Source organism: Immundisolibacter sp., assembly GCF_050250495.1.
In the GTDB taxonomy this organism is placed as follows: Bacteria; Pseudomonadota; Gammaproteobacteria; order Immundisolibacterales; family Immundisolibacteraceae; genus Immundisolibacter.
Window position 1 is genome coordinate 1 of record NZ_JBFWOM010000006.1, and the last position, 17,257, is coordinate 17,257.

11 protein-coding genes are annotated in these 17,257 nt (G+C 65.8%); 9 read left to right on the forward strand and 2 right to left on the reverse strand.

Annotated features, from left to right (window positions below):
• From AB7F93_RS06060 to AB7F93_RS06085, 6 genes are all read left to right on the forward strand, one after another.
• On the forward strand, positions 1–503 hold a 503-nt coding region (locus AB7F93_RS06060; RefSeq protein ID WP_428301993.1), incomplete at its 5' end, for an NUDIX domain-containing protein.
• 10 nt (positions 504–513) lie between these two features.
• A complete protein-coding gene (locus tag AB7F93_RS06065) occupies positions 514–2,316 on the forward strand; it encodes an ABC transporter ATP-binding protein/permease (RefSeq protein ID WP_428301994.1) in 1,803 nt (600 codons plus the stop codon).
• A gap of 249 nt (positions 2,317–2,565) precedes the next feature.
• Positions 2,566–4,602, forward strand: a complete 2,037-nt coding sequence (gene zorA / locus AB7F93_RS06070) for an anti-phage ZorAB system protein ZorA (RefSeq protein ID WP_428301995.1) — start codon at positions 2,566–2,568, stop codon at positions 4,600–4,602.
• Between the two features lie 3 nt (positions 4,603–4,605).
• Entirely contained in the window at positions 4,606–5,316 is a 711-nt protein-coding gene (locus AB7F93_RS06075) for a flagellar motor protein MotB (protein ID WP_428301996.1), read from the forward strand.
• Complete coding sequence (locus tag AB7F93_RS06080) at positions 5,313–7,004, forward strand: EH signature domain-containing protein (RefSeq protein ID WP_428301997.1); 1,692 nt, start codon at positions 5,313–5,315, stop codon at positions 7,002–7,004. The genes AB7F93_RS06075 and AB7F93_RS06080 overlap by 4 nt, the downstream gene beginning before the upstream one ends.
• Before the next feature lie 31 nt (positions 7,005–7,035).
• Entirely contained in the window at positions 7,036–10,788 is a 3,753-nt protein-coding gene (locus AB7F93_RS06085; protein WP_428301998.1) for an SNF2-related protein, read from the forward strand.
• An 80-nt stretch (positions 10,789–10,868) separates the two neighbouring features.
• Here AB7F93_RS06085 and AB7F93_RS06090 read toward each other — a convergent pair whose 3' ends face one another.
• On the reverse strand, positions 10,869–11,987 hold the full coding sequence (locus AB7F93_RS06090) for a glycoside hydrolase family 5 protein (protein ID WP_428301999.1): 1,119 nt from the start codon (positions 11,985–11,987) through the stop codon (positions 10,869–10,871).
• A gap of 137 nt (positions 11,988–12,124) precedes the next feature.
• On the opposite strand from AB7F93_RS06090, the gene AB7F93_RS06095 reads away from it, so the two are divergent.
• A complete protein-coding gene (locus AB7F93_RS06095) occupies positions 12,125–12,373 on the forward strand; it encodes a YdcH family protein (RefSeq protein ID WP_428302000.1) in 249 nt (82 codons plus the stop codon).
• 153 nt (positions 12,374–12,526) lie between these two features.
• Positions 12,527–13,510, forward strand: a complete 984-nt coding sequence (locus tag AB7F93_RS06100; protein ID WP_428302001.1) for a DUF6929 family protein — start codon at positions 12,527–12,529, stop codon at positions 13,508–13,510.
• A gap of 114 nt (positions 13,511–13,624) precedes the next feature.
• On the opposite strand, the gene AB7F93_RS06105 is transcribed toward AB7F93_RS06100, so the two are convergent.
• A complete protein-coding gene (locus AB7F93_RS06105) occupies positions 13,625–15,298 on the reverse strand; it encodes a sigma 54-interacting transcriptional regulator (protein ID WP_428302002.1) in 1,674 nt (557 codons plus the stop codon).
• Between the two features lie 264 nt (positions 15,299–15,562).
• Here AB7F93_RS06105 and AB7F93_RS06110 point away from each other — a divergent pair, with 264 nt between their 5' ends.
• Positions 15,563–17,191: a DUF1302 family protein gene (locus AB7F93_RS06110; RefSeq protein WP_428302003.1), complete on the forward strand. Its 1,629-nt coding sequence runs from the start codon at positions 15,563–15,565 to the stop codon at positions 17,189–17,191.
• Positions 17,192–17,257 lie beyond the last annotated feature (66 nt).

Below are 17,257 nucleotides of genomic sequence, written 5' to 3' on the forward strand. Positions count from 1 at the left end.
GCGCGGCGCGGCCGGATCACGCCTTCCCCAACGTGCGCGGCATCATTGATCTTGTCGACCGCGAGCACCTGCTGGCGAGCGAGCGGCGCGTGGTCGCCACCGTGGGCGGCCTGCTGGTGGCGGACACCGGCGACGTGCTGCTGATCCGCACCGCCAAGTGGTCCGGCCGCTGGGGCCTGCCGGGCGGCAAGGTGGACTACGGCGAGACGCTGCTGGATGCCTACCGGCGCGAGATGCGCGAGGAGACCGGCATCGACGTGGAGCATGCCGACTGGCTGTGCATCCAGGACTGCATCGAGAGCCCGGAATTCACGGCCCGGCGGCACTTTCTGCTCATCAACTACGTGTCGCGCCTGCCCGGCCGGCCCGCGCCGCGCAAGAACTACGAGTCGCTGGCGATCGGCTGGTTCGCGCCGGCGGTGGCGGCGGGCATGGATCTGAATCAACCCACGCGGGCCGCGCTGGAACTCGCCGCGCAGCGCGGGTACGTCGCGCTTGGCTGAGCGCCGCCCCGTGGGCGAACCCACACCCGGCCCGGTACGCCGCCGGTATCTGTTCCTGCGCCGCTGGCTGCACCTCGCCGGCCCCTACTGGAACAGTGAGCACAAGTGGCGCGTGCGCGGCGTCACCGCGGCGCTGGTGCTGCTAACCGTGGCGCAGGTGGGGCTCGCCATCTGGACCAACTACTGGAACCGCGCCCTGTTCGACGCGCTGGAGGCACGCTCGACGGCGCGCTTCGTGGCGCAGATCGGCGTGTTCGTGGTCATCTTCGCGCTCACCATGGCGGTCACCGCGCTGCACCTGCACGTGAAGCGCTGGTTGCAGATCGACTGGCGGCAGTGGCTGACCGGGCGCCTGCTCGGCCAGTGGATGACGCACGGCAGCCACTACCAGCTGCAGCACACGGCCGGCGAGCACGACAACCCGGACGGGCGCATCGCGGACGACATCCACGTCGCCACCGAGGTGGCCATCGCGCTCGCCCACACGCTGCTGTTCTCGCTGCTGATGCTGGGCAGCTTCGTCGACATCCTGCTGTCGGTGTCCGGTACCGCCACGCTGCCCGGCACGGCGCTGGCGGTGCCGGGTTACATGGTGCTGCTGGCGTTCCTGTACGCGGGCGTCGGTACCGGGCTCGGCCTGCTGCTCGGGCGCCCGCTGGTGCGTACCACCAACCGCCTGCAGACGCTGGAGGCGAATTTCCGCTTTGGCCTCGCCCGCTCGCGCGAGAACGCGGAGGCAATCGCCCTGATGCAGGGCGAGCCCGTGGAGCGCGAGCGCGCGACGCGCCAGTTCGCCGAGCTCGAACTCGGCTGGAATCGCCAGACGCTCGCGTATCTCGGCATCGTGTCGTTCTCGACCGGCTACGGCGCGCTGCTGCCGGTGTTCCCCATCCTGGTGGCGGCGCCGCAGTACATCGCCGGCGCCATGACGCTCGGCGTGCTCATGCAGGCGGCGCAGGCCTTCCAGCGGCTCACCTCGGCGCTGTCCTGGCCGGTCGACAGCCTGGGTGATCTCGCCCGCTGTCAGGCCTCGGCCGAGCGCGTGCTGTCCCTGCACGAGGACCTGCTGGCGCTCGAAGCCGAGGCGCGGGCGAGCGCGCTGCAGGGCGACGGACAGCGCATCCAGCGCCGCGAGGGCCCGGCACAGGAGCTGGCGCTGCGGGACCTGAGCATTGCCGAACCCGACGGGCGCATCATCGTCGAGGCCTTCAACGCCACCGTCACCCGCGGCGAGCGGGTGCTGATCGGCGGCGATGCCACCGCCGCGGTGGCGCTGTTCAAGGCGGTGGCGGGCCTGTGGCCGTGGGGCCAGGGCGAGGTGCTGCTGCCGGCCGGCGAGCCCATCTACTACATGCCGCAGCGGCCGTTTCTGCCCGAGGGCACGCTGCGCGCGGCGCTGAGCTACCCGCTGCCGCCTGGCCGTTTCGACGACGCGGCGATGCGCGACGCGATGGAATGCGCCGGGCTCGCCTGGCTGGTGGGGCGCCTGGGCGAGAGCGAGCAGTGGGGCCAGACCCTGCCGCCGCGCACGCTGCAGCGCATCGGTTTTGCCCGCCTGTTCCTGCACCGACCGGCCTGGGTGTTCATGGAAGAAGCGAGCAGCACCTTCGAGCCCAGGGGCGAGGACGCCCTGTTCCGCACCCTGCGCCAGCGCCTGCCGGATGCCACCGTACTGACCATCGGCTTTCACGCCGAGCTCGAACAGCACCACACGCGACGCATCGCGCTCAACCGCGCCAGCGACGGCAAGTACCTGTTCCACCGCACCGACCTGTGCCTGCTGGAAGATCGCCCGGCCGGGAAGCGCCGATAAGCCAGCGTTTTCCATAGGTGTCGCATCGTGTCGCTACGATGATTTGCGGTGTCTCGCTATAGTCAGTTCGCGTGGCGACAGGGCACTTTGTCCAGCCCGGTGCTGGCTGGCTTAGGGTTCACAAGGGCGCCGATAGTGCGGTAACGCGCAGAAAGGCGGGCTTGGTCCGCCATACAGCGGACTGCGTCTTGGTGGGACAGTACGTGACGCCGGGAAACTGCCGTCGCCGGTCGAACAGGGAAGGAACAAGTGAGCGATCTGTTGAACGTGCCCATCCACCTAAAGCTGACGGGTGGGGCGCTTCTGTTTCTGGCCCTCGTCTTCGTCTTCTTCTTCCTGTTGCCCGGTGTCATCCACTGGTTCCGTCTGCGCGGCATCCTGGGCGCTTTGCTGAAGTTCAAGGGCCCAACGCCGCCGGGTGACATCAAGAAGGTCTTCGCGCGTGACAAGCGCCTCGCCCATCTTTGGAGCGAGTACCAAGACACGCTGCACGTTCAACGGGAGCAGCAGGACGGCCAGATGAAGATCGTCGCCGTCCGTTCGACGGTTCCGGCCGAGGCCTACTTCAGCGGCCAGTACCTCGTCGACAGTCGGTTGCGCACCGAGTTCTTCAAGCACCTGCCCGGGATCTTCACCGGGCTAGGCATCATCGGTACGTTCACGGGCCTGATCGAAGGCCTGCGTCACTTCCAGGTGAGCGAGAACGCGATCACCGTACGCGCCAGCCTGGAATCGCTGATGCATGCAGTCGGCGAAGCCTTCCTGATCTCGGCTGCCGCCATCGCTGCGGCGATGCTTGTGACGTTTGTCGAGAAGCTGATCCTCGCCGGCCTGTACCGGAAGGCCGAAGAGATCGCGCACGCCATCGACGCACAGTTCGACGCCGGTGCCGGCGAGGAATACCTCGCTCGCCTGGTAAGCGCTTCAGAGGCTTCGGCCAGCCAGGCGAAGATTTTGAAAGACGCCTTGGTCACGGAACTGGGCGACATCTTGCGGGAGCTGACCGCTTCGCAGATCGCCAACGGCGAGCGACTGAACCAGCAGATCGCTCAGCGAATCGAGGAGGCCGCGAGCCGACAGGTCGCCGCCGCGCGGGAGGACAACCAGGCGCTCGGCGACATGATCGCCGGCAGCATCGAGGAGAGCCTCCGAGAGCCCCTCGAAGAAATCGCGTCTTCCGTCAGAACTGCTGCCGGCGATCAGAGCGCGTCGGCCGTCCAGATGCTCAGCGATGTGATGGTCAGCTTCAGCCAGCGCCTGAATGATCTCTTCGGCGGCCAGATCAACGGCATCAACGAATTGAACCAACAGACGGCCCAAGGTATGCAGGACGCCGTCAACTCGCTGCACACGCTGGTCGGCAAGCTGGAAGAGAGCGGCAGGCGCACGACGGACGACATGGCCGCGCAGATGGCGGCCACCATCAAGGTCATGGAAGAACGCCAGGGCAATATGAATGCCGAGTCCCACGCCTTTGTGGAGCAGATTCGCAAGCTCGTCGAAAACTCCCAGGCCGAGACGCACCAGAAGTTGCAGGCAACCCTCGAATCGATCGGCCAGCAGATGACCACGATCCTTGCCAAGTTGGCGGAGGCGCACGCCGACGCTCAGGACGGCAATCGCTCGCGGGAGCAGGCAATGGCCGACCGTGCCAGAGACATGGTTGCCGGCATGACGGGGACGGTCGAGGCGGCAATCAGGGAGATCACGGCCGCCTCGCAGGTCATGTCCCAGAGCGTGTCGACTTTGAGCAATGCCACAACCTCGTCTGTCGACAAGCTGAATGCCGGCGCCGATCGGCTCAACACTGCCGCCACGAACTTCGCGACCGCTGGAGACCGAGTGGCTGCTGTAATGGGACAAGCAGCGACGGTCAGTGCGAAGTTGACCGAAGTTTCTGGGTCGCTTACCACGAGCGCGAGTGCGGTTCAGGAAGCGCTCCAGGACTACCGGGCGCAACGCGAGGCCGTCACGCAGTTGCTGGCCGACGTGCGAGCAACCGTCGAACTGGCACGCAAGGAAGCCAGCATCACGGCCGATGTGCTCCAGCGCATCGAGTCGTCAACGGAGAAGCTTGGCGCCGCGCAAACGGCTGCCGACGAATATCTCGACGGCGTAAGCCAGGTGCTCGCCAAGTCGAGCGAGGCCTTCCGCGAATCGGTCGTGGCGACCTTGTCGAAGGTGAACCACGACTTCCACACGAAGCTTGCCAGCGCGGTGGGACTGCTCTCGACAGCCGTTCAGGAACTCGAAGTCACTCTGGGCAGCCTTGCCCCGAGGCGATAAGCGATGTTCGGGACGCGCATCGTCGTCAAGCGCAATGGTCGCGACGAGGCCGAGAAGCCGTTCTGGATTTCGTTTGCCGATCTCATGACCGCGCTGATGGTGCTGTTCCTGGTGGTCATGGGGGTAGCTCTGCTGGCCGTGACCAAAAACGTGACCGAGCGCCAGAAGAAGGAAGACCAGCGCACCAGGAACATCGAACTCATCCTGGCGAAGTTCGAAGAGGCTGCGAAGCGGCACGAGGGCATCAAGGTCGACAAGGTCCGCCAGGTCATCGACTTCGGCCAGCGGGCGCAATTCGCGTTCGGCGACTGGCGGTTGAACGCGCAACAGGAAGAGGTACTGCGCAAGTTCGTCCCCGAAATCATCGTCCTGGCCAACGACGATCTCGGCAAGAGCATCCTCAAGCGCATCGTGGTCGAGGGTTACACGGACAGGAAGGGCTCCTATCTGTCCAACCTGAATCTCAGCCTGCAGCGCAGCCAACGCGTCCTGTGTGCCATGTTTTCGACCAGCGGCGCCAGCCTGCTGAACGCCGACCAGAAGGAAAGCGTACGCAGGCTATTCTTCGTTGGCGGCTATTCCTTCAACGCAGCCAAGGACACCGACGAGGAAAGCCGGCGGGTCGAGATGCGACTGGAATTCCTTGGCATTGACGAGACCCGGCCGCATCCTTCCGATGCCGCCGGCAACTTCGGGGAGTGCGCCCTGCGATGAGCACGCTTGGTCGTCTCGCAAACCTCCTGAGCAGCAGTGTTGACGCTCCTTCCTTGCCGGAAGACACCAGCATCGACGCAGTGCTTGCTGGTTTGCAGCGCCACGCCAGGGCCGGCACCTCGGCATCGGTCCCGGAGGATCTGCAGCAGCAGGCTGTGCGTCGGTTCTGGGAAACGCAGCGGTTCGACAGCCTCAAGGATGCGCGCCTGGTGTCCTTTGGCCTTTGCGTCCCGAGTCGCCCGGAGAAGCCCTGCATCATGGAAGACCGCCAGCGCTTCCAGGCGGTGCTCGACCACCGCACGGGCGTCGAGCAGTGGGTCAACAACCCTCGCTGGTACCGACGCTGCTACCAGGGGCTTGTGCGCAGCTACTTCACCTACGATCCCAAGGCCGAGAAGACGCCGGACGTCGGCAGGCAGAACTGGGGCGATCTGCGCGACTATCTGCACGAGCACACGCGCAACATCGTCGACGAGAAGGCGAACCCCGACTGGGTCAGGACCGCCGTAGACCATCGGCAACTGTTCGGCGACGAACCCTGCGCTCCATACGCTGCTGCTGTTCTGAGCGGCGACACCTCTACCGTCGACTATCTGTGCGCGCAACTGGGCGTCATCAAGGCGTCCTGGTTCCTCCGGGAACTCGTTCTCGCGCAGGTCCGCGAGGCGACCAAGCTGAGCCACGAGCGCTTCAAGGAGCGCATCCCGACGCTTGTCACGCTGCTCGAAGACAACCGCGTGCTGCGCGACAGGGGCCTGATCCTGATGCTCGACAAATATGCGTCGGTGGCACAGCCGGCTATCGACGAGCCGCTGCGGAACGCCGCAGTCGAGTGGTGGGGCAACCCCTGGCTTCCTTCAAACGAGATGCGCTGGGGCGGCGTTGTCCCGAAGGCGCGCGAGATGGTGGCGGAGTGGCTCAAGCGCGAGTTCATCGAGGCCTTCTTCACCAAGCTTGCGGAGGATGGCGTCGGCGACCGGCGCCGGGCCAATTTCTGGCTGCGCTACGCAAAGTCGATGGAAAACATCCAGTTCGCGTTGGGTGCCCGAGCCCTTTACTCGACCGACCGCGATTTCGTCGTTCTAAGGCAGAAGATGAAGGGGCTCTATACCGAGCTGAAAACGACCGACAGTTCCAACAACGCCTTCGTGATGACGATGGGATCGCTGGTAGCGGTCGAGTTCGGCGGCAAGGGCAATGCGTTCTACGGCTACGACAAGCGCATGGCGCTACCCTTCGACATGTCCAAGCCGGTCGTCACAACCAGGAACGCGCGCAACTCGCTCAAGCATGACCAGCGAATCCTGTGGATGCAGCACCAGGACGGCATCCGTGGCTATGACAAGTGGGAGAAGAGGTTCGAGGCAACCTTAAGGGAGAAGTTCGGCATCCGACCCAATGCCGCCTCCCTGCGCGTGTCGGCCCGCGCAGTGCCCCTAACCGCGCAGCCTGCGGCCTCGTCGCAGCCAGTTTCGCGCCCGCCGCCTGCGCCCACACCAGCCAGTGTGGGCGCGTTCAGCATCAGCTCGCTGGCCTCGTGGGCCCAGGCCAGAAACCTAGCCATCGATGACCGTAGCGACAAAAACGGAAACCTGTGGGTTCGCACCGATGACAGTGACCAACAGGTGAATGCAGTGCTGCGTGCGTGGCACTTCAAGTACAGGCCTGGCAAGGGCTGGTGGCGGTAGGGGCGGCGAGCAGCCAAAGATAGGGAGCGCGATGTTCAAGTTCGGTCAGAAGTCGGGGGCACCAGCAGCTCAGTGGCGCAGGCACTGGACCGCAGACGGGTTGTTGATCTCGCAGGTCGGTGCCGGCCAGGGCCTCTCTCACCCGCTGCTTCCGGGCTACCTCGCCCAACTGCAGGATGATGGGTACGCCGTTCCGGCAGACGCCGGTCTGACGATCGGGTGGGATGCGCTGTACGAAGCGTTGCAGAGTCCCGGCTATGCGGATCTTCCGCAGGTATTCGACCTGCCGCCCTGGACGATGATGCTCCCCGTGCTGTGCAGTGCGAACTCACTGACGGATGAGGACTTCGCGATTGCCATCGCTGGCTGGCAACGCGACGGCGGCTTGCTCATCGACTGCGAAACCGTCGGCCCGGTGCTCAGCCACGATGACACCGCCGAGCTGATGAAGCCCGCGCACTGGCAGCTCTTCCGCGAGGTGATCGGGTTTGCGGGCCGGGCACCTGGGGAGCGGACGGATCTCGTGCACCGCCAGGCCTGGGGGCGGATCAGAAAGCTCGCCGTGGCAGCAGACGCGCGCTTGGACGACTTCCTCCACCGTTCGGTAGTCCTGACGCCGGAGCGCCTGGAGATCGGCCTGCGAAAGTCCGCGCTGCTGGCCGACGACAGCGTCGTCGAGATCGAGCCGACGTTCGCGGGAGCACCGCCGGACTGGCTGGAGCGCTTTGACAACGCGCGGGAAGTTCAGGACCGATACGACATCGTCACGCCGGAGGGAATCGTCCAGGTTCTGATCACGCCCAAGGTCAAGACGGTCCTGCAGGAAATCAAACGCCTGCCGTTGCGGCGGGTCGCCGGCTCGCGGGCGCAGGCCTTCATCCTCAACCCGTTCGCTGCGCTCGGCGAAGACGCCAAGGATGTCATCGATGAGCGCCAGTTTGAGGAAGCGCGCGAACAGGCTGGGTTGAAGTACGAGCGATTCGTTCCCACGTTCGAGCGCGACGCTACCGGCTACCCGCTGAAGGTCGGGCTGCTAATCGAGACGGCCAACGTATCAGGCCCGGCATCGTCAGAGACCGTCTGGCTGAACGCTCGCGAGTTGCGCGACTTCATCGGGCGACTGAAGGACACCCTGGACCGCGGCTTCCAACTGCTCGGCTGGCAGGGCTACGACCTCGAAATCCAGGGCGACACGCCCCGGTACCTCGATGAGCTTCGAGAAGCCCTTGAGGCAAGAAGCCGACCGCGCCCTTTGGTGACCTACGCGCAGGTGCACGACCTGAGCGCCTACTCGTCTCGGATAGAGGGCATCGGGGTCGAGCACCCGTACTACTCACCCTACATCGCCAAGAAGAAGGACGATGACGGCTGGTTCCCCGACAACGTGGTGCCGGTGATCGCGTACGTCCCGGGGGGCGACACCGAACCGGTGGCCGTGCCGGTGACGAAGGACGCGCTGGAGCATCTCAGGCGGGCGGCCGAGGAGGCTCGCACGGCCGGCAAGAACACCATCGACGTGCACTGGTTGCCAAGGCCCATCTCTGTAGAAGAAGCCGAGCGCATTACCCGAACCTTCGAGCAGGTGTTTATCGACGTCGAGGAACAGCGCTTCGATCCGGATGAGTCCGCCACCGGACAACGCGAGACGCTTGGCGCGACGACGAGCCTGATCTTGCGGGCCAACATCCAGGCGGTCGACTACGAGGAGCGGCGTCGCGAGGCCCTGAAGGCCATGCCGGCGATGCCCGAGCTCCCCAAGCGGCTGCGGCCCGGGTATCCACTGCTGCCCCACCAGGCCGAGGGTCTCGTGTGGATGCAGCACCTCTACAAGCACCAGGCGGAGCATCAGGTTCGCGGAGCCGTGCTCGCCGACGACATGGGCCTCGGAAAGACCTTCCAGCTGCTGTCGTTGATGGCTTGGCTGGTGGAGCACGACCCTGCGATCGCACCCATGTTGGTGGTGGCCCCCGTTTCGCTTCTGGAAAACTGGAAAGAAGAGGTCAATAAGTTCCTGCTGCCTGAGACGCTGCTGATCCTGACAGCCTACGGCGACGATCTTGCGCCGCTGCGCGTGCCGAGGGACGCGGTGGACGCCCGGCTCAGGACCGAGGACGGCCTGGTGAGGTTTCTGAAGCCAGGATGGGTGGGATCGGCCAAAGTCGTCCTGACCACCTACGAGACGTTGCGGGACCTGGAGTTCTCATTCGCCGCCGAATACTGGTCGCTGATGGTCTGCGACGAGGCGCAGCGCATCAAGAACCCGGCGGCCATGGTCACGCGGGCGGCGAAGAAGCAGAACGTCGGCTTCAAGATCGCCTGTACCGGCACGCCCGTCGAGAACACGCTGGCAGATCTCTGGTGCCTGTTCGATTTCGTGCAGCCGGGCCTGCTCGGCGCGCTGAACGACTTCGGGCAGCGCTACCGCAAGCCGATCGAAGCAAGAAATGACGAAGAGCGCGCTCGGGTCGAGGAACTGCGCCGTCGCATCTCGCCGCAGATTCTTCGGCGCACGAAGGCCGATGTCGCCAAGGAGCTGCCGCAGAAGATCATCGTGGACGCGTGTCGCAAGCTCCCCTTGTCGACCACGCAGCGCAACCTGTACGCGAAGGCGATCGAGGACTTCAAGAAACGCAACGACCCCGGTTTCCGCTCGCCCTTCAAGAACCACCTGGGCCTGCTGCAATACCTGCGGCTCGTCTGCACCGACCCGCGCCGGTATGGCCTCACTGTCTTCACGCCGGAGCCGCTCGACCAGTACCGGGACAAGGCACCGAAGCTGGACTGGTTACTTGACCAACTGGCCACGATCAAGGCTAAGGGCGAGAAGGTCATCGTCTTCTGCGAGTTCCGCAACATTCAGAGGCTGCTGCAGCACTACATCAAGTCGGTTTTCGACTTCCGGCCGGACATCATCAATGGCGACACGAGTGCGTCGGCCAGCCATATCGCCAGTCGCCAGAAGCGCATCAAGGCGTTCCAGGAGGCGCCAGGCTTCGGCGTGATCATCTTGTCGCCGGTCGCCGTGGGCTTCGGCGTGAACATCCAGGGCGCGAACCACGTTGTGCACTACACGCGCACGTGGAATCCGGCGAAGGAAGATCAGGCAACAGACCGTGCCTACCGGATCGGCCAAAAGAAAGACGTGTACGTCTACTACCCGGTGGTCTTCGCCGAGGACTTCCCCACCTTCGATGTCAAGCTCGACCAGTTGCTCACGAACAAGCGTGAGCTGGCGAGCGACATGCTCAACGGATCGGGCGATCTGACACCGGGTAACTTCAACCTCAGCGATGTCGTCCCCGAAGCCGATGCGGACGCCATCGACGAGCGTGTGACGTTGGGAATGGCACTGCGGATGGAGTGGCGGCACTTCGAGGGGCTGACCGCTGCGCTGTGGATCAAGCGGGGCTTCGATTTCTGCTACTGCACGCCCAGCACGAGCGACAACGGAGTGGACGTGGTGGCGATCTCCGGCGGTTCAGGCCAGTTGATCCAGACGAAGACATCCGGCAACGAGGGCACGAAGCTTGGCTGGGAGACCGTGAAGGACGTGGTGGGTGGCGAGGCGTTTTACCGGCGCAAACACCCGAACATCCAGTTCAAGAAGGTCGGCGTCACCAACCAGTTCTTCAATGCCCAAGCGCACGAGCAGGCCGCGTTGAACGATGTGGAGCTGATCGACCAGCATGGGCTCGCTCAGTTGCTCGAACGACACCCGGTCACGATGATGGACATCGAGCGCCTGCTGTACGTGGAGTGGGGCGAGGGCAGCGACGCTGCGTAGCGTAGGGAAACGCTGTGGCGTGTGCTTTACGCCGGGGCATCTGGCTCCTGCCGGGGCGCACCGATAATCCAGCGCCCGCCTCAGGCCCTGAAATCGTCCGGCAGCCAGCCGCGCTCGACACAGTCCCGGAAACACCAGGCCGGCGTGGTTTCGGTCTTGTAGGACCAGAAAAACCAGCCCGCCAGGCGCTCGAAGCTCAGCAACTGCGCCGCCGCGTAGGCGCGGTAGGCGGCGTTTTCCTGCAGCGCGTCCATGTGTTCGAGCGCGTGGTTGTAGGGCCCGGGCGCCCACAGCGACACGACTTTCAGATCCAGCCCGAGGCTCCACTCGCCCACCCAGGTCGGCAGGCGCAGGTCCCGGCGGATGGTGTCCGCCTCGTCGCGCCACTCGCCGGCGGACTTGCGGATGTGGCCGTGGATGTCCATGTCGAGGTCGGCGCGCTCGAAGCACTGGTAGCGGTGGATGTCGAACACCACGCCCTCGAACGCCGGCGGCTGCATCACGCCGATGTACTCGCGATGCGACCGGAAGCCGTCGTGGAACACCACCGCGATCTGCGGCCCGCAGTGGCGGCGGATGCGCGCGTAGGCGTCCGCGTTGTAGGCCGTGAGGTAGTCGGTCGGCACGTCCCAGCGCGGCTCGTTCAGCACCTCGATGGCGTGCAGCGCCGGCCGGTCGCGGTAGCGCTCGGCCAGGCGCTCCAGCACCGACAGCGAGTGCTCGCGGTAGTCGGCCTGCGTGTGCCACTCGCACACGTCCTTGATGCCGCCGTTGTCGAAGCCGTTCTGGCAGCCGGGCGCCGCGTGCAGGTCCAGCACCACGCGCAGGCCGTGCCGGGCGGCCCAGTCGAAGGCGCGGTCCAGCACCGCGATGCCGCCGGTCACGAACGGATGGCGGGCCTCGCCGTAGGCGCGGTGGTAGGGGTAATCCGGCCCGAAAATCCAGTGCCCGAGCGGAATGCGCACGGCGTTGATGCCGCGCGCCGCCAGCCAGGCGAAGTCCGCCTCGGTGATGAACGTGTCCCAGTGCCGGCGCAGGCGCGGCTCGGCCGCGGCGCCGAGCTCGGCGCACCAGGTGGTCTCGTCGGTGGCGGCGAGGCCTTCGAACAGGCTCGGCACCATCCATTTTTCGAGCACCAGCCAGCTGCCGAGATTCACGCCGCGGATCTTGGGCGCGGCGTTGCCGTTCGCCGTCTGCATGGAACACTCCGAAGGGTTGGCGGCGCTTGCGCGCCATCAATGCCCGCCGCGCGGCGGGCCGCTAGGCTCAAACCGTGGCGCCGCGCCGGGCTGGCGCCACCGCGAACCGGCCCGGCAGTCTACGCAACGGAGCCCCGATGAGCCTCGAAAAGCACGACCTGCACCACGAGTTCCCCGAGTACCACGTCGCCATTCACGCGCTGAAGGTGGGCGACGCCCACTTCGCGGCGCAGTTCGCCCGCTACCACGCGCTGGACCAGGAAGTGCACCGCATCGAAACCGGTGTCGAGAACACCTCCGACGCCTACCTCGAAGAGCGCAAGAAAGAACGCATGCAGTTGAAGGACCAGCTCTACCAGCAGCTGCGGGCGTACCAGGCGGGGTAGGGCTGCGCTTGGGCCCACGGTCGACGCGCTTGGCGCCAGGCCCGGTTGAGGACGTGCCGCCGATTGCCGATGCATCATCCGGTTCGGCCGGTAGACGCAGCGCGTGGCCCGGCTGGCGCGCCTTGCGCGTCACCGCCGTCGACGAGGTCTCGCATGCGCGTTGGTTCCTGCCGCGGCCGGCTCGCCCCACACCTGACGGCCGTGCTGGACCAGGTGCAGCCGCTGGTGTACGCCGGCGGGGCGTCAGTGCCCGACGACCTGCCGGGCCACGTGCGCGCGGCATCGGCCGTGCGGCGATTCGGCAGCCATCTGCTGGTGGCGCAGGACGACACCAGCGCGCTGGCGATGCTGCCGGTTACCGGCGGCGCGGCGCAGGCCGTGCTGCTGCCGGTCGGGCCGGACGGCCGGCGGGTGTTTGACGACGCGATCGGCAACAAGCGTCTCAAGCTCGACCTCGAAGCCTGCGCCGCGCTCGGCGATGGGCGCCTGGTGGTGTTCGGCTCCGGTTCGAAAGCGGCGCGCGAGACGCTGGTGCTGTTCGACGAGCGCACGGGACCGACGCTGATCCCGGCGCCGCGCTTCTATGCCGGCCTGCGCGCGGTGCCGGCCTTCGCGGGTTCGGAACTCAACCTCGAAGGCGCGCTCGTGCGGGGCGACGAGTTGCTGCTGTTCCAGCGCGGCAATGGTGCCGTGCGCGCCGGCGTCGCCCCGGTCAACGCTGTGGGGGCGATCGACCTTGCGGCGTTCCTCGCCTGGCTGGATGGCGATCACGCCCGCCCGCCGCCCGGCCTGCACGCCGTCACGCAGCTCGACTTCGGCGCCGCGGAGGGCTGCGCGTTCAGCGTGACCGACGCCGCGCTCGCGCACGACGGGCGCATCGTGCTGCTTGCCTGCGCCGAGCACTCGGCGGATGCGGTGAGCGACGGGCCGGTGGCGGGCTGCCGGTTCGCGTGGTTCGATGGCAGCGTCATGGAGCTGACGGACGTGCTCGACGCCACCGGCGCCCGGTGTGTGCTGAAGCTCGAAGGCATCGAGCCGCGCCCGGCGGCGCAGAGCGAGTTCGATGTGGTGATCGACATGGACCGGCACGACCAGCCGGCCCAGCGCGGGCGCCTCATGGTGCATGGGATGGAGTGATCGCGTTCAGCGCACGGTGGTGGGTAGGAGCGCACGATGCTTGCGCGTCCTGCCGATGAGGGCGATCCCCTGAGGTCGCTTCCGCGTCGGCAGGAGAACAAGAACACCGCCGCGTCATTCAGTGGCCGCGCGCCCCCGCCGACGACGGATTCGATAGTCGATCTGCGCCCGGCTCACGCCCAGCAGGCGCGCGGCTTGCGCCACGTTGCCGGCCGAACGCTCCAGCGCGAGCTCGACGAACGCTTCCCCGAGGTCGCCCAGGGACCAGTTTTCGTCGAGAAGCGTACGCAGGGCTTGCGGCGCGGTGCCCTCGACGGCCGTGTCCGCGATCCGCGGGCCTGAGCTTGCGGCGAGCCCGGCCAGCGGCCTGAAAAACAGCTGCGTCACGTCGATGGGCTGGTCGTCCGGCGTCAGGATGACGGCACGCTCGATCAGTTGCTCCAGCTCGCGCACGTTGCCGGGATAGGCGTGCTGCATCAGCGCCTTCAGTGCCGCCGTCGTGAAGCCGGACACGCGCCGTCCGTGCAGCTGGCGGTAGCGCGCCAGAAAGTGGCCGACCAGCAGCGGTATGTCGTCGGTGCGCTCGCGCAGCGGTGGGATCCGCACCGGAAACGTCGACAGGCGAAAGTACAGATCCTCCCGGAAGCGGCCTTCGCGAACCGCGGTTTCGAGCGCCTCGTTGGTTGCGGCCGCCACACGCACGTCCACCCGCTGGGTGTGGTCGCCGCCCACCCGTTCGATCTCGCGCGTTTGCAGCACCCGCAGCAACTTGCTCTGGGCGGCGTACGACAGCGTGCCGATCTCGTCCAGAAACAGCGTGCCCTGGTGCGCCCGCTCGAAACGTCCGGCGCGTGATCGAGTCGCACCGGTAAAGGCGCCGCGTTCCACGCCGAACAGTTCGGCCTCGATCAGCCCGTCCGGCAGCGCCGCGCAATTGACCGCCACGAACGGCCCGTCGCGCCGCGGGCTGATGCGGTGCAGGGCGCGCGCGAACAGTTCCTTGCCGACGCCGGTTTCGCCAAGCAGCAACACGTCGACAGTGGTCGGTGCAACCCGCTCCAGCAGCTGAAACGCCCCCGTGAAGCCGGGCGAGGCACCCACCAGGTCCGGGTCGTCGCTCGGGTGAGCAGTGCCGTCACCGGTCGCAAAGCGGTTGATGAGGGCGTGCGGCCGCGAATAGTCGAGCTCGGCCGCCTCGTCCCCCCAGTCGGCCACCGTATGGCCGATGACGCGGCATTGCGCGTGGCCGCACGCCTGACACTCGACTTCCCGAAACGCCACCGGTACGCCCACCAGGGCCGACGCGTAGGCGTTCATGTAGCCGACCAGGCTGTGGCACACGGGCCCCGCCGACAGGCCAAGGTTCGACAGGTAAAAGTCCGCGTCGAGCGACTGGGTCCAACTGATGCGGGCCTGAAAACGGCCGCGCGCGGCGTCGATGTCGACCTCGACCTCCCCCGCCTGCGCTACCCCGACGATGCTCAGCATCTGTAGCGCCCGCGTAAAGCTGTGCGCGTTGACCTCGCCGTCACCCGCCTTGTGCAGCAGCGCGGCCGAGTTGGTGCCGGCGGTGTACCCCATGCGCATGATGGCGCGCCGCGCCGCCTCCGGGCCCGCGTCCTCCATCAGCGCGCGCACCAGCGCCTGATAACTCGACGGGTAGAACAGCAGCACGCGCTGCTCGCCTAACCACGCACCGCCGCCGGCGCCCGGAATCCACAACAGATCTTGAATGTCAGGCGCGCCCAACGCCGCGCCCAGCGGCAAGTCCCGCAAGGTCTCGTTCATCGCGCGTCTCCCCCCGGAATCTCCCGAGCCGACTTTACGAAAATTCCGCGCAGAAAGACCTTCAATGTTGGAATTTTCTGAGTTGGCTCCCGGCGCAGCGCGAAGGGTCTGTGGTTTTTCTCATTGATAACAATCTATTGCTAAAGGGTTTCCGCTGGCACGCGCGATGCTGTGGTTCAGGAAGTCCATGCCCTGACGGCCTGGACTCAATCGATTACACAGCGGTGCCCCCGAGCACCGCGGGCTCACCAACGGAGGGGAATCATGGCCGTGACCGGCAACCGGAGCGGGTCGGCGTTCGGATCATTGGTGATGGCGCTGTCCGGCGCCCTGGTGGCGACGCAAGCGGGCGCCGCCGAGTACGCGCTGCACGGGTACGTACGCGAGTACCTGTCCTTGAACCTTGAGGACAAGCCGGAGCCCAACGCGCACGGCGAACGCATCGGCGGCGCCGGGCAACTGTCGATGGCGCGCACCGTCCTCAAGCTGGACGCCGACGCCAAGTTCGACTCCTTCTACGTCAAGGCGGTCGGCCGCTTCAGCCGGGAAAACCGCACGCCCTACCTGGAGGAGCTCGAAAAAGCCGCACAGGCTGGCGCATTCCCCGGTGGCTCCATCGTCAAGGACAAGTACAACGAGGAGTCGCTGCGCGAGCTGTACGTTGGATTCGACGTCGGGTCGTCGGCGCACCTCATTCTCGGCAAGCAGCAGGTGGTGTGGGGCGAGTCGGATTTCTTCAGAGCCACCGATATCGTCAACGGCTTCGACCTGCGCTGGCGCGCCATCGAGCGCGAAAACGAGGAAACCCGCAGCCCGCTTTGGCTCGCCAACCTGTCGGTGGACGTGCCGTACACGGAAGGTCAGTTGCAATTCATCTTTCGACCTGGCTGGGATCGCGCGCGGGACGTCATCACGCAGCGGGATCTGTTCGGCAGCCGGGATTCGGGCGCTGGTTATCGCGGCGTCAACAGCCTCGGCAGCGCCCCCAACAACTTCCACAACCCGGCAGGTGACACCGACGACGCCAACTATGGCGTGCGCTGGACCCACAGCCTGTTCGACCACGCTTTGGATTACTCGCTGCTCTATTACCGGGGCCTGAATCGCGAGGCGATCGTCAACTCCACCGGAATCGAAGCCTCGACGATCACCGTCGGCAACCCGTTCGGCGTGGCTGCGCAGCCCATGGGGACCGCACCCCGAAATGGCATTTCAGAGATCATCTACCCCAAGATTGACATTTTTGGCCTGACGTTCACGTCGGACATTTCGAGTCAGGCGCTGGTGCTGCGCGGCGAAGTCGCCTACGTGCCGAATCAGCCGTATAACGTTGGCACCAATTTCAATCTGGCCTTGCCTGGCGTGTTCTTTGGCGGTCCGCCGGGCTCGGTTGTGCCCCTCGGCAATGTCCCCGGACTCGGCGGGATCATCGAAAAAGCCACCCTCCGACCGATGATCGGGTTCGACAAGACGATTCGGTGGACCCAGAACGTCTTGAAAACGCAGCGACCGAGTCTATGGACAGTCGAAATTTTCGATCAGTGGATTCTGAATCATCGTCGTAGCGACGACATTGTGGAGGTATTCGGCTACGGTGCAGCGGCCCGCGAGCATCAGCCGATCTTCACCACCACGCTGACCCTCAATTACGACCATGACCACATCAACCCCAGCATCGCGCTGCTGTACGACCTCAACTTCGGCGATGCGATCCTGATTCCCGCGGTGGATTACAAGTTTGGTGACCACTGGCGGTTCTATGCCGAAGCCACGATCAACCTGCCGGCACACGGGGTCAAGAAGCGGCAATCGGATGTGGAAAACGATACCCACCTGCTGGGTCTTGGCGGCAATAACAGCCAACTGCTGTTCCGGGCCACTTACCTGTTCTAGTGCCAGCAACCGCATCCCCGTCGAGTAACCAAGTGTCAGGGGCCCCGCCCCGTTGAGGAGAAACCA